Origin of the sequence: Niveispirillum cyanobacteriorum, from assembly GCF_002868735.1 — a bacterium.
Taxonomy (GTDB): domain Bacteria; phylum Pseudomonadota; class Alphaproteobacteria; order Azospirillales; family Azospirillaceae; genus Niveispirillum; species Niveispirillum cyanobacteriorum.
Window position 1 is genome coordinate 25,550 of sequence record NZ_CP025614.1, and the last position, 22,409, is coordinate 47,958.

Here is a 22,409-nt window from a genome sequence, read left to right on the forward strand (position 1 = left end):
GTCCCTCTCCCTCACCGGAAGGCCAGCAGATACATCAGGGCGATATTGATGCCCAGCAGCGGCAGGGCCGTGGGGATCTGCGCCTTGATGACGCCGTTGCGGTCTTTCAACTCCAGCAGCACCGCCGGCACCACGTTGAAATTGGCCGCCATCGGCGTCATCAGGGTGCCGCAGAAGCCCGACAGCATGCCGATGGCCCCCATCACCGCCGGATCGCCGCCGAATTTCAGCACCACCAGCGGCAGGCCCACCGCCGCCGTCATCACCGGAAACGCCGCAAAGGCATTGCCCATGATGATGGTGAACAGCGCCATGCCGATGCAATAGGCCAGCACAGCCGCGAACGGCCCGTTCAGCGGCAGGTAATCGCCGATCAGGCTGCCCACCGCCTGACCCACCCCACCCAGCGCGAAGACCGCCCCCAGCGAGGCCAGCATCTGCGGCAGGATGGCGGCCCAGCCGACAGAATCCAGCAAGCGCCGCCCCTCCTGCACCGCCGCCACGGGGCCGGGCCGCAGCCAGACCAGACAGAGCGACAAGGCCAGCAGCACGCCCAGGGTCAGGGACACCAGCGTCGCATGCCGGCTTTCCACCAGCGCCTCCCCCCCGATGGTCAGATGCTTGAACAGCAGGGTGCCGACCAGAACCGTGGCCGGGATGACCAGGGCGGGGATCAGCAGCTTGCCCCCTCGCCGGGCCGCCCGTTCGCGCCGTTCCTCCACGCTGGTGGTCCGGGCCGTGCCCTTGCCCAGGCCGATGGCACCAACGGCCACCAGCCCCAGCACCAGCAGGCCATTGCCGACATCGCCCAGATGATCACCGGCCAGGAAGGAGGTGGAAAGCCCGCCCCAGAACAGGAAATTCAGCCAGCGGCGGGGATTGCCGCGGTCCAGCAGGCCATAGATGGCGCAGGCCCCGAAGAACAGGCCGCCGATGATATAAATCTCGTGCAGCCCGATCATGCCACGGCCCCCTTCATGCCCAGACGCCGGTCCAGCGCGCGCAACCGGACGGCATGCACGCCCAGGGCGGCAATGGCCGACGGGATGGCCCAGATCGACAGCTGCAACGGTTCCACCATCACCCCGTTCTGTTCCAGGAACCCCTTGATCAGCAGGATCGACGCAATGGCCAGGAAGATATCCTCGCCGAAGAACAGGGCGATATTGTCCACCGCCGCCGCATGGGCGCGGACCAGATTGCGGGTATCGTCATCCAGGGGTCCATGCCGCTGCTCCGCCGCCGCCTCCGTCATGGGGGCCAGCAAGGGGCGCACCGTCTGTGCATGCCCGCCGACGGAGGTCAGGCCGACAGCGGCCAGCGCCTGGCGCACCATGAAATAACCCAGCAGCAGCCGGCCCGGTGTGGCCGCCTTCACCCGCGTGATCAGGCCGCGCGCCAGTTCCTGCAACCCTTCGCGTTCCAGCAGGCCGATGACCGGCAGCACGATCCAGATCAGGCTGACATAGCGATTGTCATTGAACGCTTTGCCCAGGGCCGCAACCAGGGCCAGCGGCTCCATCCCGGCCGCCAGCCCCGTGGTGATGGCCGCCGCCGCGATGACCAGCAAAGGGTTGATCCGGGCCACAAACCCGATAACGACAACCCCCACACCCAACAAAACCCACATGGCGCCCCCGAACCCGGCAATGAAGCCGACAGGGTGCCGATGACGATCCCCCTTGCCAAGGGGAAATGCCGGGGAAGGCCGGCGTCGCAAAATATGCATTTGAAATCATATGCCATTGGCATCATGTTTCATCGTGCCAATGGTTTCATGGATCCGCCGCGTGTGATGGCTTGGGATGTTCAGCTTGACCGGGATTTTGCCGTGGAGGCGGCGGATTTTCCATCGACGGTGAGGGTGGAAATTGCTGCCCTTGCCGGCCTGCTGCGGGAGTTCGGCCCACAGCTTCGGCGGCCACATTGCGATACGTTGAACGGATCGGCGCATGCCAACATGAAGGAACTGCGTTTCACCGTTGCGGACGGTGAGTGGCGCATCGCTTTCGCATTCGATCCAAAGCGTTCCGCAATTCTTCTGGTGGGCGCAAGCAAGTCCGGCAAGGCGGAGCGGCAATTCTATCGCGACCTGATCCGTATTGCCGACAAGCGGTTTGGGGAACATCTGGCACGATTGTCTAAGAAGGACGGGGAGAGGAAATGACCGTCAGCCTCGAAAGCTTCATGCAGGGTTTCACGCCTGAGGAGCGGGAAGCGATTGCCGCCCGGACCCAGGCGCTGATCGCGGAGGAATTGACCCTGCGTGATCTGCGGCAGGCACAGAACCTGACGCAGGAGCGGATGGCCGCGTTGATGGGGATCGAGCAGGAGAGCGTGTCGCGGTTGGAACGCCGTGCCGACCTGCTTCTGTCTACCCTCAGCAGCTATGTCGCGGCCATGGGGGGGCGGCTGCGGCTGGTGGCGGAATTTCCAGATCGTCAGCCGGTAGAGGTCGCCCTGGCGGATATCACGGGTGAGACATCGCCGCCGCCGAAGAAGCGTCGGCGCAAGCTGCGAACGGGCAGCGGTCCAGACGGCGTGGCGGCATGATCCATGGCGGTAACGGTGCCACTCACAAAAAATCACCACCCTTACCCTTGAACCCCCGGCCCACCCCCCTTATCTCAGCGACATCCTGGGTCCGGGCCCCTCTGGCGTGATGGCGCTTGCCGCACGCGATGTCGGACTCCTTGGGCGAAGCTATGGCTTGGTCGTGAAGGAGCCTGTCTTATGTCGAACCTGGAACGTTATTCCCCCCGTTACGATGATCCCCGCGCCGATGCGCATATGGACAGTCACTGGCGTGTGCGCCGGCGTTTGGACCGTGTGGCGCGGGTGCTGGACAGCGCCATCAAGCTGCCTGTCATCGGGCGGGTGGGTCTGGACGCGCCATTGAACCTGATCCCCGGTGCCGGTCTGGCGCTGTCCACGGGCGTTGCTGGCTGGCTGGTCTGGGAAAGCGCCCGGCTGGGTGCGCCCAAACGGCTGGTGACAAAGATGGCGGGCAATGTCGTCATCGACAGTCTGATCAGCGCCATCCCCGTCGTGGGTTGGTTCGGTGATCTGTTCTTCCGTGCCAATGATCGCAATGTCGATCTGCTGCGCCGTCACCTTGACGGTCAGCACCCATTCCGCCGGCCTTATGAAGGGCCCGGCGGGGTTATCGACGGGAACTACACCCGTCTCTAAAATACCAAATAAAACAACATCTTGGCAGATGAGGTCCTGATATGAGCCTGTTCAACATGTTCAAGAGCGACAAGGGCGAGGCGATGACGGCCCACAAGGCCTTCGCCATCGCCCTTCTCTATACCATGGCCGCCGATGGCGAGATGGATGCCGAGGAGGTGGGTCACCTTCTGGCCGTCATCGGCGGGGAGAAGTCGGGCGGCACCATCGGTGTCGGCGCCAACAACCAGGCGCTTTTGAATTCCGCCATGAAATATGTGCGCAGCCACAGCCATGAACAGTTCCTGGCCGAGGCCACGCCCGTCCTGACCACGGCGCAGCGTCTGTGCATCCTGATGAACCTCGTCGACAGTGCCCTGTCGGATGGCGAGGCGGAGCAGGAAGAGCGCGAATTCTTCGACAAGGCGCAGAAGGCCTTCGGCATCACCGATGAGCAGTTCAGCCCTTATTTCGAAGTCATCATGATGAAGAATGACCGGTCGGTGTTCGTGGACAAGAACCATCCCATGAACCAGCCCGGTTTCCAGGTCGGCATGCCGGGGCAAGCGGCATGACCGTTGCGGCCGCGGGCAACACGTCCCGCGGGCCGGCTCCCCTGTCCTGGTCCGCGCGCCCGCGGCTGCCTTTTTATGCGGCCTGATGGCCTGATCCTGATCCCCCTTGGTCGTGACTGATCAAGGGGGATTTTGCGTTTGCCGACATTGAAGGTCCCATGCGCGTCAAATGCTGAAAATGCATAGCATACGATATAATCGCACACGATAAAATAGATTGCACACGATCTAATCGCGAGCGATATTGACCTCACGAGATCGACGGTGCCAACCGGCCCCGCCAGACACCCGGCAGAAAAGCCGATAGACAGGAGTGATGATCATGAAGGTTCTCTACACCGCCAATGTGACCTCCACCGGTGGCCGCGATGGCCGCGCCACGTCCGATGATGGCTTGCTGGATGTGAAGCTGGCCCTGCCGAAGGAACTGGGCGGTGCCGGTGGTGCCACCAACCCGGAACAGCTGTTCGCCGCCGGCTATACAGCCTGCTTCATCGGTGCCATGAAGTTCGTGGGTGGCCGCGACAAGATCGCCGTGCCGGCCAATGTCTCCGTCACCGCCAATGTCAGCATCGGCCCGCGTGAGGATGAAGGTTTCGGTCTGGCCGTGAAGCTGAATGTCAGCCTGCCGGGCCTGGACGCCGCGACGGCCCAGGATCTGGTGGCCCGCGCCCACAAGGTCTGCCCCTACAGCCACGCCACTAAGGGCAATATCAGCGTGGAGACGGTGATCGTTTGATTGGAGCCGGGCTTTCCGCGGATTACGGCTGGCGCCTAATCCGCGCTACGGATCAGGCCAATCCGTCGTAGCGTGGATTAGCGAAGCGTAATCCGCGGAAACCACGTCACCGAACAGGGCGTCGCGCTTATGCGGCGCCCTTTTTCGTTTGCGCCAAGCGGTGACCGGCATCCAGCGCCAGCGCAAAGCACGCGGCCAGCAGCACCACATCCTTGAAAAGGAACTGCGCCAGCGACCCCATGAAGGGGAAGCCGTAATCCTTTTGCCAAAGGTTCGCGCCGATGGAAAAGCTGAGCGTGACCAGGAAGGTGGCGATGCCCATTACCCCGCCCAACAGGCCGGCGCGGTGCGACCAGGCCCCCAGCGCGATGAAGACCCCCGCCGACAGTTCCAGTACGCCGATGGCGTTGCTGGCCCCCTGTACCCCCCAGAGCGGGTACATCCAGGCGAACAGCCAGTAATGTTCGGCGATGCGGGCCACGCCCTCGGCTTCATAGGCCGCAAACTTGGCGATGCCGAACATGGCGAAGATGAAGACCATGGACCAGCGCAGTGCCTGGATGGCGGCGGATGGCCCCGGAAGGCGGTTCAGTGCGGTATCGATGGCGGTCATGGCGGCTCCCCCTGGGCGTGCGACATCCACCATCATTCGCGCCAAGGGCGGATAGGTTACGGGGGATGCGAAAATTACTTTCCCAACCCCCGGCTGGCCACCACGGCCCCGCCCACGATCAGCAGGCAGGCCCCGACAACCGGCCAGGTGAATCCCGCCCGTCCCGCCACGATCAGCAGACCGGTGGACAGAAGCGGCGTGGCGTAGGACAGCGCCCCCAAGGTCTGGATGTCCCCGCGCTTCACCCCATGGTCCCAAACGAAAAAGGCCAGACCCACGGGGCCGATGCCCATGGCCGCGATGATGGACCAGCCCCAGACGCCCTGCGGCCACACGGTCTGTTCAAACAGCAGGTGACAGGGAATGGCCAGAAGGGATGTGGCCAGACAGAAAAACGCCACCGTTTCGGTGGGCACGGCCCCGAACCGCCGCGACAGCACCGAATAGCCCGACCATGTCACCGAGCAGGCCAGCGCCGCCAGATAGCCCGGCAGATATTGGGCATCGACGCTGATGCCCTTGCCGCCCGTGATCAGCAGCAAGGTGCCGGCCAGCCCTGCCGCCGCCCCCAGCAACTGTGGCCGCCCCAGCCTTTCCCCCGGCAACAGGCCCGCGAACAGCACGATCAGCAGCGGCCACAGATAATTGATCAGGTTGGCTTCTGCCGCCGGTGCCGTCTGCAACGCCAGGAAATACAGGAAATGGTAACCGAACAGCCCACCAATACCCAGCAGCCAGACCGGCAATGGCTGCCGCACAGCCGCCTTCACAGGCCGCCCCGTCGCCGCGATGATGCCCAGGCTGACCAGCCCGCCCAGCCCGAAGGACAAAGCCACCAGCAGGAAGGGTGGCACCGGCCCCGCCAGGGCGGTCAGCAGGGCCAGCGTCGACCACATCAGGATGGCGGTGCCCCCAACCAGGGTGGCACGACGGACGGCACCGGGGGTGGCGGTGGCGGCAACAGCACTCATGCAAACGGCTCCAGCACGCGAGAGGCAATTTTGGTGGTCAGGACCATGGTGGAATGGGTGGCACCGAAGCCGGAAATGGTGGTCAGCAGCCGGTCCAGATGCTGCACATCCGTGGCCGCGACCTTCAGGAGATAGCTTTCCTCCCCCGCCACCTCATGACATTCCAGCACTTCCCGCTGTTCGGCGGCAAACCGTTCCAGGTCGCCGTCGCGGCCATGGTTGGTGCGCAGGCGGATAAAGGCCGTCAGCTTCAGACCCAGGGCGGCGCGGTTGACCTCCGCCCGGTAGCCCTGTATCAGGCCCATGGCTTCCATCCGGCGCACGCGTTCGGCGACGGCGGGGGCCGTCAGCCCCACCTGGCGGGCCAGATCGGCGAAGGAAAGCCGTGCATCCCGCTGCAATTCGCGCAGCAGATGCAGGCCGATATCGTCAAGCAGGTCGAGGGGGGAGGGGGCGCGGTCGGGCATGATGGCACCATCCTAAACGGATGTCGGTGCCCGCGCCAACGGGTTCACGCTGGAAGGTACTGGATTTGCTGGACGATATTGGGATTTTCTGGCGCGGTGTGGTTCTGGGCGTGATTATCGCCGCACCTGTGGGACCTATCGGCCTGCTCTGTATCCGCCGTTCGCTGGAACGCGGGCTGGCCACGGGGCTGGCCACCGGCCTGGGCGCGGCGCTCGCCGACGCGTTTTTCAGCGGCATCGCCGCCTTCGGCATCACCGCCGTTTTGAATGTGATCACCCAGAACATGCCGTTGTTGCAGGTGGTAGGCGGGCTGTTCCTGCTGATCGTCGCGGGCCACAGCCTGACGCGTGAACCCAAGCCCCTGGCCGCCGAACCCGTGGCCGGCAACCTGCCGGCGGCAGTGTTTTCGGGCCTGTTCCTGACCGCCACCAACCCCGTCACCATCCTGGGCATGAGTACACTGGTCGTCGGCTTCGGCAATACGAAGGGACCGGTGGAGGATGGCACGCTGGTTGCGGGCATCTTCATCGGTTCCCTGCTCTGGTGGATGTTCCTGTGCGGCGGCGTCACCCTGCTGCGCAGCCGCGTCACGGGCCGGACGGTGCATTGGATCAATATCGGCACCGGCCTGATCCTGGGCGCGCTCGGGCTTTACACGCTGGGCACTGCGCTGGTCTAGTATGCACTTATTGATGGAAATCTGATAGAAAAACACCCATCATCCGTATGGGCCTTGTTGGTGCAGGGTCAGCATGCGGGGAGATGGTCTTGTCCGAACCGTCAGAGATTCCATCTATGCCAGTAGAGGCCTGCGTGCGTATGGTGGAGACGACGGCCAGGGCCTGCACGCCCCCCACCGCACCGCCGGTTACCTCCAGCGCCCCCAACTGGGACGCCATGGCGACGTCGCTGTCGAGCCTGTCCGCGGCCTTGGCCTACGGGTCGGTTCTGCTGGGCGTTCTGGCCCTCTTTACGGCGATTGGCTGGGGTGTTTTCATCACCCGCCGGGCCGAGAAAGAGGCGCGGGAAGAGGCAGAACGCTGCGCCAGGAAGTTGATTGAGGAGTGGCTGGCCAAGGAAGCTCCGGTGATGATCCGCAGGAAGGTGGAAATGCTTCAGGATGCTTCAATGGACCGTGGCGACGACGGGCAGGCCGCGGAACAGATGGGGAGTGCTGCTGGATGAGGATCATTGACCCCATGACTGTCATTGACCGGTACGCGGCACAGACGCCCGTGCCGATTTATGACATTCTGCAGGACTTGGGCCTGGGGCCGGAGTTTCGGGCCTTGGACAGCGACATCTCGGGCTGGATTGAACGCAGAGATGATGACCGCTACGCCATCGTGATCAATGCGAACCATGCAGAGACGCGTAAGCGCTTCACGGCGGCGCACGAACTGGCGCACTTTATCTTTCATCGCGATCTTCTGGGGGACGGCGTTGGCGATAACAGGGCCTATCGCGCCGTAAACACCCCCTTCGCCAACAACCAGATCCTGCCGGTGCATGAGCGGCAAGCCAACAGCGTTGCGGCCAACATCCTGATGCCGAAGGAGGCTGTGTATCGTTTGCAGGCATCTGGCATCACGGACCCAAAGGAGTTGGCGGCCCGCTTCCGTGTTTCGGAAGAGGCGATGCGTATCCGCCTCGGCGTGCCCCGCGTCGCGGCGGAGTAGCGGCCATCACCCCTTCGCCAGCTCCGTAATCGGCGCGAAAAGCCGTTCGATATCATCCTCGGTCAACGCGCCGGGGCTGTCGCCGCCGCCATCGTGCAGGGCGGCGGCAAGCTGGCGTTTGCGGGCCTGGAGGTCCAGCATGCGGTCTTCGACCGTACCGTCGGCGACAAGGCGATAGACGAAGACGGGCTTGTCCTGGCCGATGCGGTGGGCGCGGTCGGTGGCCTGATCCTCCACGGCGGGGTTCCACCAGGGATCGTAATGGATGACCGTATCGGCGGCGGTCAGGGTCAGGCCTGTGCCGCCGGCCTTCAGGCTGATCAGGAAGACATCGGCCTCACCCGCCTGGAACCGGTCCACGGGCGTGGTGCGGTCCTTGGTGTCGCCGGTCAGGCTGACATGGCGCAGGCCCAACTCGTCCAGATCGGCCCGGATCAGGTCCAGCATGGAGGTGAACTGCGAGAACAGCAGGATACGCCGCCCCTCCTGCACCAGTTCGGGCAGCATCTGCATCAGATGCGCGCGCTTGGCGCTGGATACCGCCTTGGTCAGGGCCGTCACCGGCAGCAGGGCCGGGTCGCAGCAGGCCTGACGCAGGCGCAGCAGCGCCTCCAGGATCAGGATATGCGACCGGCCCAACCCCATTTCGGCAATCGCCTGACGCACCTTGGCATCCATGGTCAGGCGCAGCGTTTCATACAGGTCGCGCTGATCATCGGGCAGGGTGATGCGCTCCACGATCTCCGTCTTGGGCGGCAGGTCGGCCGCCACCTCCGCCTTGTTCCGGCGCAGGATGAAGGGGCGCAGGCGACCTGTGAGAAGCTGCTGGCGTTCGCCATCGCCCCGCTTTTCAATGGGGCTGCGGAACAGGCGGGTAAAGCTGCGGCTGTCGGACAGCAGGCCCGGCATCACGAAATCCATCTGCGTCCACAGCTCGCCCAGATGGTTCTCCAGCGGCGTGCCGGTCACGCATAGCCGATGTTCGGCGGGCAGGTCGCGGACCAGACCCGCCAGCTTGCCCGCCTGGTTCTTTACCATCTGCGCCTCGTCCAGGATCAGGACGGACCAGGGTTTCTGCTTCAACAGCGCATGATCGCGGTGCAGCAGCGGGTAGGAGGTGACGACGATATCCGCCTTCTGCGCCAAGGCCCAGCCATCGGCCCGGTCCGGCCCGTGATGCAGGTGGACCGTCAGGCCCGGTGCATGCCGGGCCGCCTCGCGCGGCCAGTTGGGGGCGACACTGGTCGGTGCCACGACCAGGGCGGGGCGCAGCAGGCGGCCCTGCTGTTTCAGGGCCAGAATGAAGGCGATGACCTGCAAGGTCTTTCCCAGGCCCATATCGTCGGCCAGGATGCCGCCGGCCCCCGCCTCTGCCAGGGCCAGCAGCCAGCCCAGGCCCTGTCGCTGATAGGGGCGAAGCGTCGTGGACAGGCCCGCGGGTTCCGCCACTTCGGTGGCCGGTTCCAGCAGGCGGCGCAGCTTGTCCCGCTGTCCGGGGCGCAGCAGGTCGGGCATGCCGCGCATCCCGTCCAGCAGGGCCGTCTGACCCAGGTCGATGCGCAACCGCCCGGCCCCGTCCAGTGCGCCCGCCCCGTGAAACAGGTCCAGCAGCACCTTTGTCAGCGGTGCCACGCGCGCCACCGGCAGGGCCACATGCCCGCCGCGCGGCAGCGGGGCATAGAGCATGGCGTCGGGATCGGCGGCCAGCAGCGCTTCCGGGTCGCCATTCTTGCCCAGCCGTTTCAGCACGGCCAGAAGCAGGGGCAGCAGCGGCACCCGCTGCCCGTCGATACGGATGCCCAGATCCAGGTCGAACCAGCCGCCGCCGGCGGCCTCCACCTCGCCTTCCCATTCCTCAATCCGGGTCAGGTGCCAGCGGAAATCCGGGCTGATCTCCACCTGCCAGCCATCGGCGCGCAGGCCCGGCACCACCCGGTCCAGGAAGCTCAGCCACGCCGCCTCCGGCGGGCCGAACAGGGTGTAGGCGGCACCAACCGGCAGGGCCGGTGCCTTGCTCCCCATCTGAACCGACAGGGCATAGGCCGGCAGCAGGTTGGCATTGGCCAGCCGGCGGCGGGCCTGTTCCTCCACATCGCGGCGGCGATGGCGGATGGTGACCTTGGACCCATGCACCTGCCGGAACTCGTCCGGCCCGCCCTGGTCCTTCACAATGGTGCCGCCATAATCGAAGGACAGATAGGCGCGGTCGCTCGGCTCCATCACGGGTTGCCAGCGGTTGGGCTGTCCGGCGGGTCGGTGCGTGGTCAGGATCAGGCGGATCAGGGGCGGGCTGTCATCGCCCGTCACGGCGGCGGTCGATTGCGGCAGGGCCACTGCACCACCGCTCAGCGTGGCCTGTGGCAGCAAGGTCGGCAATTGCCGCGCCACCTTTGCCGCCGCCATCGGGTCCAGCGGCGGGGCGCGCAGCACCTGCAACAGCAGGGGCCGTGCTGCGGGAAGCTCTACAGGACCCAGCAATCCCTGGTCTGTGTCCAGGTACCAAAGCGCCGCCGCCGCCCGGCCCAGGGGCATTCCCCCACCCTTTGGCCGTGTCACGGGCATCTGCCGCCCCTGTGCATCCAGGACCCAGTCGATACTGGCGGGCCGCGCGGGACCCAGGCGCAAAGGTGCATTCTCAAACGACAGCCAATGCAGCCGCCCCGTGGCCAGAAAGCGCGGCAGCAGTTCGGCCAGCAGGCCATCATCATCGGGCAGGTGGTGATGCACGCCCAGAACCGGGCCGAACAGATGGGCCAGCCGCCGATCTTCCTCCGTCACGCCCGCGCCGTGGGGGGATTGCAGGTTGAAGAAGGCAATCGTGCGCCCCTTGGTCGGCACACCCTTCTGTGTCATCCGCGACATATGCGGCGACAGGGTCGGCAGCTGGTGTTCATCCCTGGGAGGGGTCAGCAGATAGCGGATATGTTCCGGCTTCTCCGCCACACGCCCCGGCGGCGGCCCGTCGCGCAGCCCGATCAGACCGTTGATCCAGGCATCCAGGGCCCGGCTGTCGGTCGGCGGGATAGCGGACTTGCCCGCCCCGGCGGCGGTCCTGTGCCGCTGCTGATCGCGCGCGGCGTAAAGGACGGCGGCCACATGCTTGCAGTCATGGCCGACGGGGCAGGTGCAATCGCTTTCCAGCGCATAGCCAAAGCGGGTCTTGCGGAACAGGATGGTGACGTCATAGGGCTCCGCCTCGGACCCCTGCACCTGCCCGAAGATGGAGTCCAGGTCGGGCTCCAGCTCCACCCCGTGCACGCGGCCATTGCGGAAATAGGTCGCCCCGCGTTGCTGGTGCAGGTCGGCGATTTGCGCGATACCGACCGCCGCCAGTTCGATCAGGTCCTTTTCCCGCATACTGCCCGCAATCCCCGCCGCTCACTCCTGCGCACCATGGACCAGCCGGGGCGGTGGATGCAACCCTCACCCCAGGCCAAGGGCCGCCCGCACCTTGGCCAGAAGGGCGGCCCGGCTCGCGTCATCCTTCTCACCGCGCACCTTCTCCGACAAGGCCAGCATGGTGGCGGCATAGTCATTGTGCCAGTCCTTGGCCACGGTGACGGCGCGCGGGGCCGTGCTGGCTGCCACCTCCCGTCCACCCAGGCTGGTCAGGGACCATTGGCTGTCCAGCGCCGGGATGTGGATTTTGCCCCCGTCGATCCCGGCCTCCACCAGCCCGCCTTTCATTGTCTGGCGCTCCTGCTCCTCCCCATGCACCACGAAGATGCCGCCCGATACCGGCAGCCGGTCCAGGGTCCAGCGCAGCAGGTGGGCGTGGTCGGCATGGCCGGAATAGGTGTCGAGCGTGCGGATCTGCGCACGGACCTCCACCTCTTCCCCATGGATGCGCACGCGTTTGACCCCTTCCTGCAACAGCCGGCCCAGGGTGGCGGGTGCCTGATATCCCACCAGCAGAACCGTGGCCGATTGCCGCCAGAGATTATTCTTCAGATGGTGGCGGATGCGGCCCGCTTCGCACATGCCGCTGGCGGCGATGATGATGGCGTCGCCATTGACACGGTTCAGGCGTTTGCTGGCCTCCACATCCTCGGTCAGGTGCAGGTTGCGGCGGGTGAAGGGGGCGGGTGTTCCGGCCTGATTGATCTCCGGCAGGTGGCGGTCGAAAACCTGGGTGACATGGATGGCCAGCGGGCTGTCCAGGAAGACATTGACCGGCGGCAGTACGCCCTGATCGAACAGCAGGTCCAGGTCGAACAGCAGTTCCTGGGTGCGTTCCACGGCAAAGGCGGGGATCAGCACCGGCCCGCCGCGCGCGAATGCGGCCTTCAGTTCGGCACCCAGGACGGCGCGCCGTTCATCCGCTGTGATCAGGGGCCGGTCGCGCCCGCCATAGGTACTTTCCACGACCAGCCAGTCGGGCCGCGCCGGCCCGTGCGGATCGGGGTGAAACGGCTTGTCCCCCGGCCCGATATCGCCGGAAAACAGGATGCGCACGGGGCCATTTTCGCCGGGCAGTTCCAACTCAATCGAGGCCGACCCCAATATATGGCCCGCATCCCAGAATCGGGCGCGCACGCCGGGTTCAACGTCGATCCAGACATCGCGGTCCACGGGCCGGATGCGCGACAGTACGCGTTGGGCATCCGCCTGGGTATAGATCGGCTCCACCTCTCTGGCCCCGCGCTGGCGGTTGCGGCGGTTCAGGTGGCGCACCTCGCTTTCCTGGATGAAGCCGCTGTCGGGCAGCATGAAGGTCAGAAGATCGGCGGTGCCGCGCGTGGTGATGATCCGCCCGCCGAACCCATGCCGGTACAGTTTCGGGATCAGGCCGCTATGGTCGATATGGGCGTGGGTCAGCAGCAGGACCGACGGTTCCGTCACATCGAACGGAAAGTCGCGATAATTCAGCTCCTGCACACTCTTGGACCCCTGGAACATGCCGCAATCGACCAGCAGCACGCCGCCGGCGTGGCGGACCAGGAAACAGGAACCGGTGACGCCGCCGGCAGCCCCGTGGAAACTGATGGTGGGGGTCATGCTCATCACAGCGGCTCCTTGCCATTGCCATTCACGGTATATCCCGACGCTTCCGCCGCCAGACCGCAGGCGAAGCGGAACTCCACCTCGCGTTCGGCATGGATACGGTAGAGCGGTTCGCCGGCCTGCACCGGGTCGCCCACCTTCCTCAGAAGGTCGATGCCGGCACCGGGATCAAAGGGCGCACCGGCCAGTCGCGCGATGCGCGCGAGACGGTAGCAATCGATGGACATGACCCGCCCGTCATGATCGGCCACGACCTCCCGCGACAGGCTGCCCAGCGTGGCGACACGCGGCGGCGGGCCTTGCAGTTCCATGATGCGGTGCATCTGGCGCAGGGCCGCCCCGCTATCCAGCAACTCCCGCGCCCGCGCCATGCCGGCCCCGCCGCGCAAGGCTGGATCGAATTCCAGGATACGGCCCGCCAGCGCCAGGGAACGTTCGCGCAGGTCGGGCGGCGCATCGGCCCGGTTCTCCAGAACCGCCATCACGTCGCGCGCCTCCAGCACGGGGCCGATGCCCCGGCCCACGGGCTGCGACCCGTCGCTGATGGTGACACGCAGGGTCAAGCCGATGGCGTCGCCCACATATTCAAACAGCTTGCGCAGGCGTGCTGCGTCTTCGGCGCTGCGCACCTTGGCGCTGGGGCCGACCGGCATGTCGATGACCAGATGCGTGGACCCCGCCGCCTTCTTCTTGGACAGGATGGAGGCGACCATCTGTTCGCGCGTGTCGATATTCAGCGGCCGTTCGACGGAGATCAGGACATCGTCGGCGGGCGACAGTTTCACATGCCCGCCCCAGACCAGACAACCCTTGGCCTCTGCCACGATCTCCCGCATGCGGTTCAGATCGACCTCGACATTGGCCAGCACCTCCATCGTGTCGGCGGTGCCGGCGGGCGATGTGATGGCGCGCGACGATGTCTTGGGCATGGGCAGGCCATGGGCCGCCACGATGGGCACCACGATCATGGAGGTGCGGTTGCCGGGAATGCCGCCGATACAATGCTTGTCCACCACCACGGGCGCGTCGGGCCAATGCAGCCCTTCGCCCGCATCCGCCATGGCGCGGGTCAGGGCCAGGGTTTCCGCCGTGGTCATGAAGGACCCGCAGGCCACCAGGAAGGCCGCCACCTCCACCTTGCTGTAACGGTGATGGGCGATGTCGTCGATGATGGCGCGAAAACAGGCCTCGTCCAGCTCGCGACCCGCGATCTTGGCATGCAGCCCTTCCCGGCTTTTCGGCGGATGGGGATGGTCCAGGCGGGTGTCGCTGCCTTCAACCTGTCCGAACCGCGCGAAGGTTTCCTCTGACAGGCCCAGACAGTCGGGCGGCAGGATGGCGGGATCATCGACAAGGTCCAGCGTGGCGACCAGCCGTTTGGACCCGGCCAGCACTTCCACCTTACCCTGGCCTTCAAAGGCGGCGGCGCGATAGGTGGGGCAGGCCCGCGACAGGAAGGCCACATTCTCCCGGCCCGTCGAAATGCCGATCCGTTTCAACCGCAACATGAGGTTTCCTCAATGACCGACCCATTGCCGGGCCGGTGTTGTTTGCCTGGAAAACCATGATAGGGCCGCACCAAACGCTGACCATGACATGGATCAAGAAAGCGAGGAACCCGCCAGACAACCTTTAGGAGGCGAAGCCCCCTTTGCGACCGTTTGTTATTACGCGGTTAAAACAACTTTCCTCATCATGACAGCACCACGAACCATTCTTGCAGATGTGGCATTCAACCTGTCCTTGAGATGTATCGGGTTCGGTGGGATACATTCATATGTCATGCAGACTGGCGGGGTAGGGGCGCGTGCGGAACAGCCAGGGCGGCAAGGGGCCGATGGCCGGTTTGACTTCCTTTATCCTGGCGGTGGGCCGCCGGGCAGGACTGGTTCTGCTTGCGCTGATCTTTGGTTTCATTGCTGCAACGGCCCCCGCCGCTGAACCTTCCGTTACCCTGTCGGAACGGGCGGAGGTGGGGTTCGAGTCGCTGTCCACCGCTGACGGGCTGGCCAATAACTCGTTGATGGCCCTGGCACAGGATGCCACCGGCTTCATCTGGATCGGCACGCTGGGGGGGTTGAACCGTTTCGACGGTTATGCCGTGCGCAGTTTCCATCATGATCCCCATGATCCGGGATCGCTGCCCAACGGCTTTGTCCGCGCGCTGCATCCGGCGCGTGATGGCGGCATGTGGCTGGGCACGCATACGGCGGGTGTCGCCTATTACGACCCGCGCTTTGATCGCTTTACCACCCTGGGTGCCGGCCCGGACGGGCTGGGCCATGTCCAGGTCTATGGTCTGACCGATGATGATGGCGACGGTGTGTGGGTGGCGACCGTGGCGGGCCTGGATCATGTCAGCCGTGATCTGAAGGTTCTGGAACGCGTGCGCCCCGGCCAGGATGGGTTCCCCACTGGCTATGTTTTTTCCGTCTTCCGTGACAGCACGGGCACGCTGTGGGCCGGGACGGAAAAGGCCGTGGCCCGCCGGCCTCCGGGCGAGACGCAGTGGCAGGTTCTGGACACGGGCGACGCGGACAGCGCCTTTGCCCTGTCCACCGGCACCTGGAGCTTTTTTGAAGATCCGCAGGGCCGCCTCTGGATCGGCACCAATGGCGGCGGCATCGTTTCCCTGGCCAGGGGTGACACGATGGCGACGGCGCATCCGCGCCTGACGGGTCGCGATACAATCCTGGGCCGATCCACAGTTCGCGGGATGGTAGAGGTGCGGCCCGGTGTCCTCTGGATGGCGCTGTTCGGCGGCGGGGTCGGTGAATATGACATCGGTCAGGACCGCCTGCGGCTGTTCCGGGCCGATCCCAATGTCGCGGGTGCCCTGCCGGGCAATTTCACCCGTGGCATCATGAAGGACCGGGGCGGGATCGTCTGGGTCGCCACCAATCTGGGGCTGGCATGGCATAACAGCGTGCCATCCGGGGTGGTCAGTGTGGCTTTGGGCCAATCGCGGGGCTTTTCCGGCCGGGATGCGTGGAGCCTGTGGACCGACTGGCGCAACGGCCTGTGGGTCGGGATGGATGATGGCGGTCTGGACCGGATTGATCTGGCCACGGGCCATATCACGCCCTTTGACCGGACGATGACGCCGGGGGCCCTGGTCGGCACGCCCATCTATGCGATCCGGGGTGATCGCTCGGGCGATATCTGGATCGGCTCGGCCGGGCTTTCCCGCCTGCGCCCCGCACTGGGGGAGCGCACGCCGCAATTGATGTCGGCACCGCTGGTCACACGGCGCGATGTCACCGCCCTGCATGTGACCGACACGGACCTGTGGATCGGTTCCTATTACGGGCTGATCCGGCAATCATTGTCCGATGGGCGGACCGTTTCCTATACGGCGGACCCGGCACAGCCGGGCAGCCTGTCCAATAACGAGGTCTGGAACGTGCTGCCGCGCCCGGACGGGCTGGTCTGGGTCGGGACGGCCAATGGCCTCAACCTGCTGGGTCCCGATGGACGGTTCCGGCATTTCCACCGCGATGCCGACCGATCCGACAGCCTGCCCCATGATTATGTCGCGGCCCTGGTCCATGACCGGCAGGGGCGGTTGTGGGTGGGGACGGTCGGCGGCGGTGTCGCCATGATGCTGGACGGGGTCGGTCCCGATGGACAGCCCACCTTCCGCACCGTCGCGCGTCAGCATGGCATGCCGTCCAATACCGTCGCCAGTCTGATGCTGGGGTCCGACGGGCGCATCTGGGCCTCCACCGATAATGGTCTGGCCGCCATTGATCCCACGGATTTCAGCGTGTCGCGGGTGGAACCGTCGTCGGCGACCAGCGTTTCCTCCTACCTGCCGGGCTCGGTGGCGACCCTGCCCGATGGCGGGCTGGTGTTCGGTGGCACCAATGGCGTGACCCTGGTCCAGCCCTCGCAGATCCGGCCCCATGCCTATCTGGATGCGCTGGCCGTGACGCGCGTACAGGCCGGCGGACAGATCGCCAATGCCAGCGCCCTGAACCTGCCCGACGGGCCGCGCACTATCCGGGTGCCCTCCGATAATCGCCGCCTGACGGTGGGGTTCGCCTTGCTGGATTATGCCGTCAGGGCCGGCGTGCATTATGCCTACCGGCTGGACGGGTTTGACACCGACTGGGTGGAAGCCGGCAATGACCGGCGCAACGCCGCCTATACCAACCTGCCGCCCGGCCAATATACGCTGCGCCTGCGCGCCCTTGACCCCAATGGCATGGTGGTGGCCGAACGCGGCCTGATCGTGGCGGTTCCCCATCTCTGGTACGAATGGCCCTGGGTGCGGTTCCTGGGCGTGGTGCTGGCCCTGTCGGCGGGGGCCGGCATCGTCATGATGCTGGAACGGGCCCGCATCGAAAAGCTGAACGAGACCAAGCGGGAACTGGAAGCCAAGGTGGCCGAGCGTACCGCCAGCCTGCGTGAGGCCAATGACCGGCTGGCCGAGCTGGCGACGCGCGACCCGCTGACCGGCATCCATAACCGCCGCGCCTTCATGGACCGGCTGGATCAGGAATGGACGGCGGCGCTGCGGCATGGCCATCCATTCTGCATCCTGATGATGGATCTGGACCACTTCAAGGAAGTGAATGACACCTACGGCCATCTGGTCGGCGACACCGTCCTGCGCGAGGTGGCCCGTCGCGCCGCCGGCGCCCTGCGGGAAGTGGATTTCCTGGCCCGCTATGGCGGGGAGGAATTTGTGGTCCTGACCTCCCATACCGAAGCGACCCAGGCCCTGATCGCCGCCGACCGCATCCGGCACGCCGTGGGCGGCACGCCCATTGCCCTGGAAGGTGTATCGATCCAGGTCACCATCTCCATCGGTCTGGCCCAGGCCGACCCCACACGGGAAACCCAGACCAGCCTGTTCAACCGTACTGACGGCGCACTATATGCCGCCAAGGCGAGCGGTCGTAACCGGGTGGTGGTGGCGGGGTAGGGGACAGCGTCCCCCGACCGTTCTCTTTCCCCCCGGATTCTGATATGATGATGCCCGTCACGCCCTTTCTGCGCCTATCCTTGTCGGCAGCCGCCGGCTGTCGATCCTGGAATGGCGTGAACGGTGAAACACCCCCTCATTTTCTGTTTCACTTGGTTGCATTTGGTGGTTGGGGGGCCTGTCTGCCCCCCCCCGAATTCAGGCGGCCCTGGCCATGCCGGCGCTGTCCCAGCCGGCACCGGGACGCCAGCGGGATTTGATGCGGCCCTGGTCCAGGGTGAACAGCGACAGCCAACCATTGTCGAACAGGGCCTTTACGCCCGGATGACGGTTCAGGATGTCGGCGATGGCCTGTTCGGGCGCTTCCACCATCACCGACAGGCGCAGGGGGGCATGGGCCAGACCCTCGCCATCATGCACCGCCTGCCAGGGCAGGCCGGCGCGCAGGCGGCCGCCATTGCCTTCCACCACGCCGATCCCGGCCGTGACATTGTGGATCAGCTTGTCGCCGCCGCCGAACAGGTCCGGTGCCACGGCGGACCCGTAATATTGCAGGCTGATCCAGCTGGCCACGACCACCGGGGCCGTCAGGATCAGTTCCAGCGTGCCGAAGCCCGCATCCTCCTGCCAGTTATAGGAATGCAGGAAGGCGCGGCCCTTCAGGTCGCTGCGGGCCGTGACGGCGCGCGGGGCGGCGATGAAGGCGGCGCAGCCGGCCAGACCCCATTCCGGCCGCACCTCCGCCCAGTTGCGGGCGCGTGCGGCCAGATTGGTGCCCGTGGCACCGGGCAGGCGGGCGGCGCGTTCGATCCGGTTCTGGCGGGCGGCCCGGTCCAGCATGTCGCGGGCCTTGGCGATATCGGCCTCATGGCTGCGGCGCGGGGCGTCATTATACAGGGTCACACCGTCGGTGACGGTGTCATGCAGACCGGCCAGGAACAGCGTGTCGGCGGGCAGCTCGACACCATGGGCCGGCAGCCCGGCCCGCGCCTCCGCATCGTTCAACAGTGCCGCCAGCAACCGGGCCGAGACATCGCCCTTATGCCCGCCGCAGGCCCCGCAATGGTAGGCGCTTTCATGCGGGTTATTGGTGACATGGGCACCATGGCCCAACAGCAGGACCAGCCGCCCATGCCCCCTGGTCAGGGACATGGCCTTCAACACGGTGGCCGCCGTCGCCGCCTTGTCCGCCGCCGACAGGCCAGGTGTCAGGACGGGGGCGGCGTCGGGGCCGTTGCTGCGACCCAGACCCAGGGCGTCACGCAGCAGCTTGGCCCCGTAGAAGGGACCGGCGGCCTCCACAAACGCGAAGGAGGAGACGGCGGCCTGCCGGAACCGGCCAAAGGCGCGCACGGCCCGCGCCGCGATGCGCTGGCGGGTGTCCTTGTGCGGGGCGGTGCAGGCATGGGAATGCATGCGCGGCGACAGCAGGACGGGCAACCGGGCCTCGATCAGGTCGGACGCCGTACCCCGGTGCGCCACGGGCAGGCCGAAGAAGCCGGCAAAGCCCAGGGTGGAAATGCCGGGGTCCAGGCTTTCCAGGGCACGGCGGAACGGTTCGGACCGCACATCGATGCAGAAGGCAGCCTGCAGCCAGGGCCGCTCCGCCGCCTGTGTCGGCTCGATACCGGGCAGCAGGGTCGCCAGCCCCCGCTGATGTGCGCGTTCGGCGGCTTGTTGCAGGATGCAGTCGATCACCATGTCGGCATCGGGTTCGACGGGCCGTGCATGGGCGGCCACCACACCCTCCCATTCCGCGCGCAGCGACGGCAGCTGGGTCAGCAGCGCCTCTTCCCAGATCAGGCGGATGGACAGAAGATCGGTCAGGGTGCCGTCGCTGCCGCCCGACAGTTCGGCCTGCCACAGCAGCCAGCGCGCATGCTGGGCCCAGCCGCCCAGATCGACCAGCAGCCGATGGAAGGCCGTCCCGGCGGCGGCACCGTCCAGACCCAGGCTGTCGGCGGCCCGCAGCAAGGCGCGCTCCGGCGTGTCCGGACTGGCCGCCACATGCCGGCAGAAGCCGGACAGGCCCGCCAGTTCCGGCGTAAGGTCATGCGTCGCCCATTCCCGCCAGGCGGCAAAGGCCGAGGCACCGGGGGCCGGCGTCCACAGCGCCTGCCCCCGGTCGAAATAGCCGGCGGCCCACAGGCCGACACAGCGCGCGATGATGGCGGGCCAGTCGGTGCCGGTGGCCCGCGCCGCCAGATCGGCAACGGTGGGCAGCAGGCGCGGGCTGTTCCCGTCCAACCGCAAGGCCACGTTCAGCGCCGACAGGCTGGCTGGCTTCAGCGGGTGGGTGCAGTCGTCCAGGGCCGCCTGAAGGTCGGCCTCAATGATCTCGCCCTTATCAACCATGGCCGCATAGGCGGGGCGGGCCTGGGTCAGCCTCACCCCGCCGACCCGTGCCAGCCGCGCACTGGCCTGGGCCAGATCCTCGCCCGTCTGGCCCAGGAAGGGGTTGACGGCGACGGTGGCGTCCAGGGGGAAGGATGGCGGGATGGCCCGCACGGCCCCATTGGCGGCGGCGAACAGCGCCTTGGCCGGTGCTGGGGAGATGTCGGGCAGTTGCTGGAACATGGCTCTTCTCCAGGTGATACTGGCGGTCTCTTGGTGGCGATTTGGTAGCGCGGATTAGGCGTCAGCCGTAATCCGCGGGAACCCCGTCTTCGGCGTCGCTCCGCGGATTACGCTTCGCTAATCCGCGCTACGATCGCCCCTTGCCCAGTTCAGGCGCGGAACCCGCCGATCAGGCGGTCAAAGGCGGCGTTGAGGTAGAAGCCGTTGGCGACATGCACCCGCAGGCCGGCGGCGGCCGGATGGTGTGCCCAGTGGGGGAACAGGGCCTGCGCCACGGCCACCACACCGAAGGACAGGACCGTCAGGGCAATCAGCGCCCATTCCAGGGGGCCAGCGTCGGGCACGCCAGGCAGAGCGCCATTGACCACCAGGATCGCCAGCGACTGGAACCCGAAATAGGCCAGCGTGGCGGCGGCAGAGGCCGTCAGGGTGCGCCGGGTCAGGGCGCGCGGGGCCGCATCGGCCAGACCTTGAGCCACGAGATAGGCGACACCGAACACCAGGATCGCCCCCAGCGCCAGGGCCTGCGGCGATTTCGGTCCCCAGATCAGGGTGAAGCCGACAGCGACCATGCCATAAAGCGCCAGGGCCAGCAGGAAGGCACGCGCCACCGCAGCAAGTCCCGGCGTCGCTACCGCGCCGGGCCGCCGAACCTCCTTCACCGCCGCCACGGCACCGCCCGACGACAGGAAGGCATGTGCCTTATAGAGAGAGTGGGCCACGATATGCAGCAGGGCCAGCGGCCACAGGCCCAGGCCGCATTGCAGCAGCATGAAGCCCATCTGCGCCACCGTGGACCAGGCCAGCGCCGTCTTCACCGCACTCTGCGTCAGCATGACCAGCGCACCAAACAGCGAGGTCAGCCCGCCCAGCAGCACCAGGGCCGCCATCGACCCGGTGCTGCCCTGCACCACCCAGGCAAAGGTGATCAGCAGGAACCCGCCGGAATTGATGATGCCGGCATGCAGCAGGGCCGACACGGGCGTCGGGGCCTCCATCACCTCTGTCAGCCAGCCATGCAGCGGGAAGGACGCCGTCTTCAGCAGGGCCGCCAGGACCAGGAAGCCGACGGCGGCCCCCGCCAGGGCCGGGGTGCTGCCGGCCTTCGCCGCGTCATTGATGGCGGTGATGCTGTCTGTGCCGAACGCGACCCACAGCAGTCCCGCCGCGATGGCGAGTGCCACGTCACCGGCGGCCCAGACCCGCGTGAATTTCGCCGCTGCGCGCTGTGCCGGGGCGCGGTCCGGGTAGAACAGCAGCAACTGACGCAGGACCAGACCGATGGCGATCATGCAGGCGGCCAGCAGCCACAGACTGCCGGCCTGCACCAGCAGCAGCACCAGCGCCAGCACCATCAGCATCAAACCATGAAACCGCCCCTCGCGGTCGGCCCCGTCCAGATAGGTGCGGCTGTAGCGCAGCACAATCCAGCCGATGAAACCGACCAGCGGTGCCATCACCGCCCCGATCATCGACAGGCGCAGCGGTCCCTCGGTGACGGGACCGTCCAGGGCGAACTGTACAGTCCCGGCGATGCACAGGGCAAAGGCCAGCAAGGCCGCGATCTCGGCCAGGGCGGGGATGGGTTTCGGGCGGCGGCCAGGGCGCAACAAGGCAGCAGCCGCCACGACCGCCAAAGCAGCCGGGGCAAGGCTCGACAGGATCATCGACCTCTCCAGGGG

19 protein-coding genes are annotated in these 22,409 nt (G+C 66.3%); 9 read left to right on the top strand and 10 right to left on the bottom strand.

All coding sequences use genetic code 11. The annotated features are described in order from the left end of the window. Positions 1-11: 11 nt before the first annotated feature. On the bottom strand, positions 12-962 hold the full coding sequence (locus C0V82_RS25210; protein WP_102115223.1) for a DUF979 domain-containing protein: 951 nt from the start codon (positions 960-962) through the stop codon (positions 12-14). Next, positions 959-1,630 carry a DUF969 domain-containing protein gene (locus C0V82_RS25215; RefSeq protein ID WP_102115366.1) on the bottom strand — a complete coding sequence of 224 codons (672 nt, stop codon included), beginning with the start codon at positions 1,628-1,630 and terminating at the stop codon, positions 959-961. Before C0V82_RS25215 ends, C0V82_RS25210 begins: the two co-directional genes overlap by 4 nt. A gap of 39 nt (positions 1,631-1,669) precedes the next feature. Between C0V82_RS25215 and C0V82_RS25220 the strand changes: the two genes are divergently transcribed. From C0V82_RS25220 to C0V82_RS25240, 5 genes are all read left to right on the top strand, one after another. Then, positions 1,670-2,167 (top strand): type II toxin-antitoxin system RelE/ParE family toxin, encoded by a 498-nt coding sequence (locus tag C0V82_RS25220; RefSeq protein ID WP_246814673.1) that lies wholly within the window; start codon positions 1,670-1,672, stop codon positions 2,165-2,167. Beyond that, a complete protein-coding gene (locus tag C0V82_RS25225; RefSeq protein WP_102115224.1) occupies positions 2,164-2,553 on the top strand; it encodes an XRE family transcriptional regulator in 390 nt (129 codons plus the stop codon). Before C0V82_RS25220 ends, C0V82_RS25225 begins: the two co-directional genes overlap by 4 nt. 180 nt (positions 2,554-2,733) lie before the next feature. Next, positions 2,734-3,192: a DUF4112 domain-containing protein gene (locus tag C0V82_RS25230; RefSeq protein WP_102115225.1), complete on the top strand. Its 459-nt coding sequence runs from the start codon at positions 2,734-2,736 to the stop codon at positions 3,190-3,192. A 41-nt stretch (positions 3,193-3,233) separates the two neighbouring features. After that, complete coding sequence (locus tag C0V82_RS25235) at positions 3,234-3,746, top strand: tellurite resistance TerB family protein (protein WP_102115226.1); 513 nt, start codon at positions 3,234-3,236, stop codon at positions 3,744-3,746. 322 nt (positions 3,747-4,068) lie between these two features. After that, positions 4,069-4,485, top strand: a complete 417-nt coding sequence (locus C0V82_RS25240) for an organic hydroperoxide resistance protein (protein ID WP_102115368.1) — start codon at positions 4,069-4,071, stop codon at positions 4,483-4,485. Positions 4,486-4,612: 127 nt separating this feature from the next. On the opposite strand, the gene C0V82_RS25245 is transcribed toward C0V82_RS25240, so the two are convergent. The 3 genes from C0V82_RS25245 to C0V82_RS25255 all read right to left on the bottom strand — a co-directional run bounded on the left by C0V82_RS25245 (position 4,613) and on the right by C0V82_RS25255 (position 6,536). Beyond that, on the bottom strand, positions 4,613-5,098 hold the full coding sequence (locus C0V82_RS25245) for a YkgB family protein (RefSeq protein ID WP_158660212.1): 486 nt from the start codon (positions 5,096-5,098) through the stop codon (positions 4,613-4,615). 74 nt (positions 5,099-5,172) lie between these two features. Continuing rightward, positions 5,173-6,069 carry an aromatic amino acid exporter YddG gene (gene yddG, locus C0V82_RS25250; RefSeq protein WP_102115228.1) on the bottom strand — a complete coding sequence of 299 codons (897 nt, stop codon included), beginning with the start codon at positions 6,067-6,069 and terminating at the stop codon, positions 5,173-5,175. Next, entirely contained in the window at positions 6,066-6,536 is a 471-nt protein-coding gene (locus C0V82_RS25255) for an Lrp/AsnC family transcriptional regulator (RefSeq protein ID WP_102115229.1), read from the bottom strand. The genes yddG and C0V82_RS25255 overlap by 4 nt, the downstream gene beginning before the upstream one ends. Positions 6,537-6,562: 26 nt before the next feature. Between C0V82_RS25255 and C0V82_RS25260 the strand changes: the two genes are divergently transcribed. The 3 genes from C0V82_RS25260 to C0V82_RS25270 all read left to right on the top strand — a co-directional run bounded on the left by C0V82_RS25260 (position 6,563) and on the right by C0V82_RS25270 (position 8,216). Next, on the top strand, positions 6,563-7,216 hold the full coding sequence (locus C0V82_RS25260; protein ID WP_245924333.1) for a LysE/ArgO family amino acid transporter: 654 nt from the start codon (positions 6,563-6,565) through the stop codon (positions 7,214-7,216). Between the two features lie 89 nt (positions 7,217-7,305). Further along, positions 7,306-7,722 (top strand): hypothetical protein, encoded by a 417-nt coding sequence (locus tag C0V82_RS25265; protein ID WP_158660213.1) that lies wholly within the window; start codon positions 7,306-7,308, stop codon positions 7,720-7,722. A 14-nt stretch (positions 7,723-7,736) separates the two neighbouring features. Continuing rightward, entirely contained in the window at positions 7,737-8,216 is a 480-nt protein-coding gene (locus C0V82_RS25270; RefSeq protein ID WP_158660214.1) for an ImmA/IrrE family metallo-endopeptidase, read from the top strand. A 6-nt stretch (positions 8,217-8,222) separates the two neighbouring features. On the opposite strand, the gene C0V82_RS25275 is transcribed toward C0V82_RS25270, so the two are convergent. The 3 genes from C0V82_RS25275 to C0V82_RS25285 form a co-directional block, all read right to left on the bottom strand. After that, entirely contained in the window at positions 8,223-11,573 is a 3,351-nt protein-coding gene (locus C0V82_RS25275; protein WP_102115232.1) for a DEAD/DEAH box helicase, read from the bottom strand. Positions 11,574-11,639: 66 nt separating this feature from the next. After that, positions 11,640-13,220 carry an MBL fold metallo-hydrolase gene (locus C0V82_RS25280; RefSeq protein WP_246814671.1) on the bottom strand — a complete coding sequence of 527 codons (1,581 nt, stop codon included), beginning with the start codon at positions 13,218-13,220 and terminating at the stop codon, positions 11,640-11,642. Beyond that, positions 13,220-14,728, bottom strand: a complete 1,509-nt coding sequence (locus C0V82_RS25285; protein WP_102115233.1) for a thymidine phosphorylase family protein — start codon at positions 14,726-14,728, stop codon at positions 13,220-13,222. Before C0V82_RS25285 ends, C0V82_RS25280 begins: the two co-directional genes overlap by 1 nt. A gap of 299 nt (positions 14,729-15,027) precedes the next feature. Between C0V82_RS25285 and C0V82_RS25290 the strand changes: the two genes are divergently transcribed. Further along, entirely contained in the window at positions 15,028-18,150 is a 3,123-nt protein-coding gene (locus C0V82_RS25290) for a ligand-binding sensor domain-containing diguanylate cyclase (protein ID WP_158660215.1), read from the top strand. A gap of 198 nt (positions 18,151-18,348) precedes the next feature. Here C0V82_RS25290 and C0V82_RS25295 read toward each other — a convergent pair whose 3' ends face one another. Together C0V82_RS25295 and C0V82_RS25300 are read right to left on the bottom strand one after the other, a co-directional pair. Beyond that, positions 18,349-20,727, bottom strand: coding sequence for a YbcC family protein (locus C0V82_RS25295; RefSeq protein ID WP_102115235.1), 2,379 nt, complete (start codon positions 20,725-20,727; stop codon positions 18,349-18,351). 149 nt (positions 20,728-20,876) lie between these two features. Further along, entirely contained in the window at positions 20,877-22,394 is a 1,518-nt protein-coding gene (locus tag C0V82_RS25300) for a proton-conducting transporter transmembrane domain-containing protein (RefSeq protein WP_102115236.1), read from the bottom strand. Positions 22,395-22,409: the final 15 nt, after the last annotated feature.

Bases quoted from the DNA above. Each gene is read 5' to 3' on its own strand.
- C0V82_RS25210 (WP_102115223.1), bottom strand. From the start codon at position 962: ATGATCGGGCTGCACGAGATTTATATCATCGGCGGCCTGTTCTTCGGG.
- C0V82_RS25215 (WP_102115366.1), bottom strand. From the start codon at position 1,630: ATGTGGGTTTTGTTGGGTGTGGGGGTTGTCGTTATCGGGTTTGTGGCC.
- C0V82_RS25220 (WP_246814673.1), top strand. From the start codon at position 1,670: ATGACGATCCCCCTTGCCAAGGGGAAATGCCGGGGAAGGCCGGCGTCG.
- C0V82_RS25225 (WP_102115224.1), top strand. From the start codon at position 2,164: ATGACCGTCAGCCTCGAAAGCTTCATGCAGGGTTTCACGCCTGAGGAG.
- C0V82_RS25230 (WP_102115225.1), top strand. From the start codon at position 2,734: ATGTCGAACCTGGAACGTTATTCCCCCCGTTACGATGATCCCCGCGCC.
- C0V82_RS25235 (WP_102115226.1), top strand. From the start codon at position 3,234: ATGAGCCTGTTCAACATGTTCAAGAGCGACAAGGGCGAGGCGATGACG.
- C0V82_RS25240 (WP_102115368.1), top strand. From the start codon at position 4,069: ATGAAGGTTCTCTACACCGCCAATGTGACCTCCACCGGTGGCCGCGAT.
- C0V82_RS25245 (WP_158660212.1), bottom strand. From the start codon at position 5,098: ATGACCGCCATCGATACCGCACTGAACCGCCTTCCGGGGCCATCCGCC.
- yddG (WP_102115228.1), bottom strand. From the start codon at position 6,069: ATGAGTGCTGTTGCCGCCACCGCCACCCCCGGTGCCGTCCGTCGTGCC.
- C0V82_RS25255 (WP_102115229.1), bottom strand. From the start codon at position 6,536: ATGCCCGACCGCGCCCCCTCCCCCCTCGACCTGCTTGACGATATCGGC.
- C0V82_RS25270 (WP_158660214.1), top strand. From the start codon at position 7,737: ATGACTGTCATTGACCGGTACGCGGCACAGACGCCCGTGCCGATTTAT.
- C0V82_RS25275 (WP_102115232.1), bottom strand. From the start codon at position 11,573: ATGCGGGAAAAGGACCTGATCGAACTGGCGGCGGTCGGTATCGCGCAA.
- C0V82_RS25280 (WP_246814671.1), bottom strand. From the start codon at position 13,220: ATGAGCATGACCCCCACCATCAGTTTCCACGGGGCTGCCGGCGGCGTC.
- C0V82_RS25285 (WP_102115233.1), bottom strand. From the start codon at position 14,728: ATGTTGCGGTTGAAACGGATCGGCATTTCGACGGGCCGGGAGAATGTG.
- C0V82_RS25295 (WP_102115235.1), bottom strand. From the start codon at position 20,727: ATGTTCCAGCAACTGCCCGACATCTCCCCAGCACCGGCCAAGGCGCTG.
- C0V82_RS25300 (WP_102115236.1), bottom strand. From the start codon at position 22,394: ATGATCCTGTCGAGCCTTGCCCCGGCTGCTTTGGCGGTCGTGGCGGCT.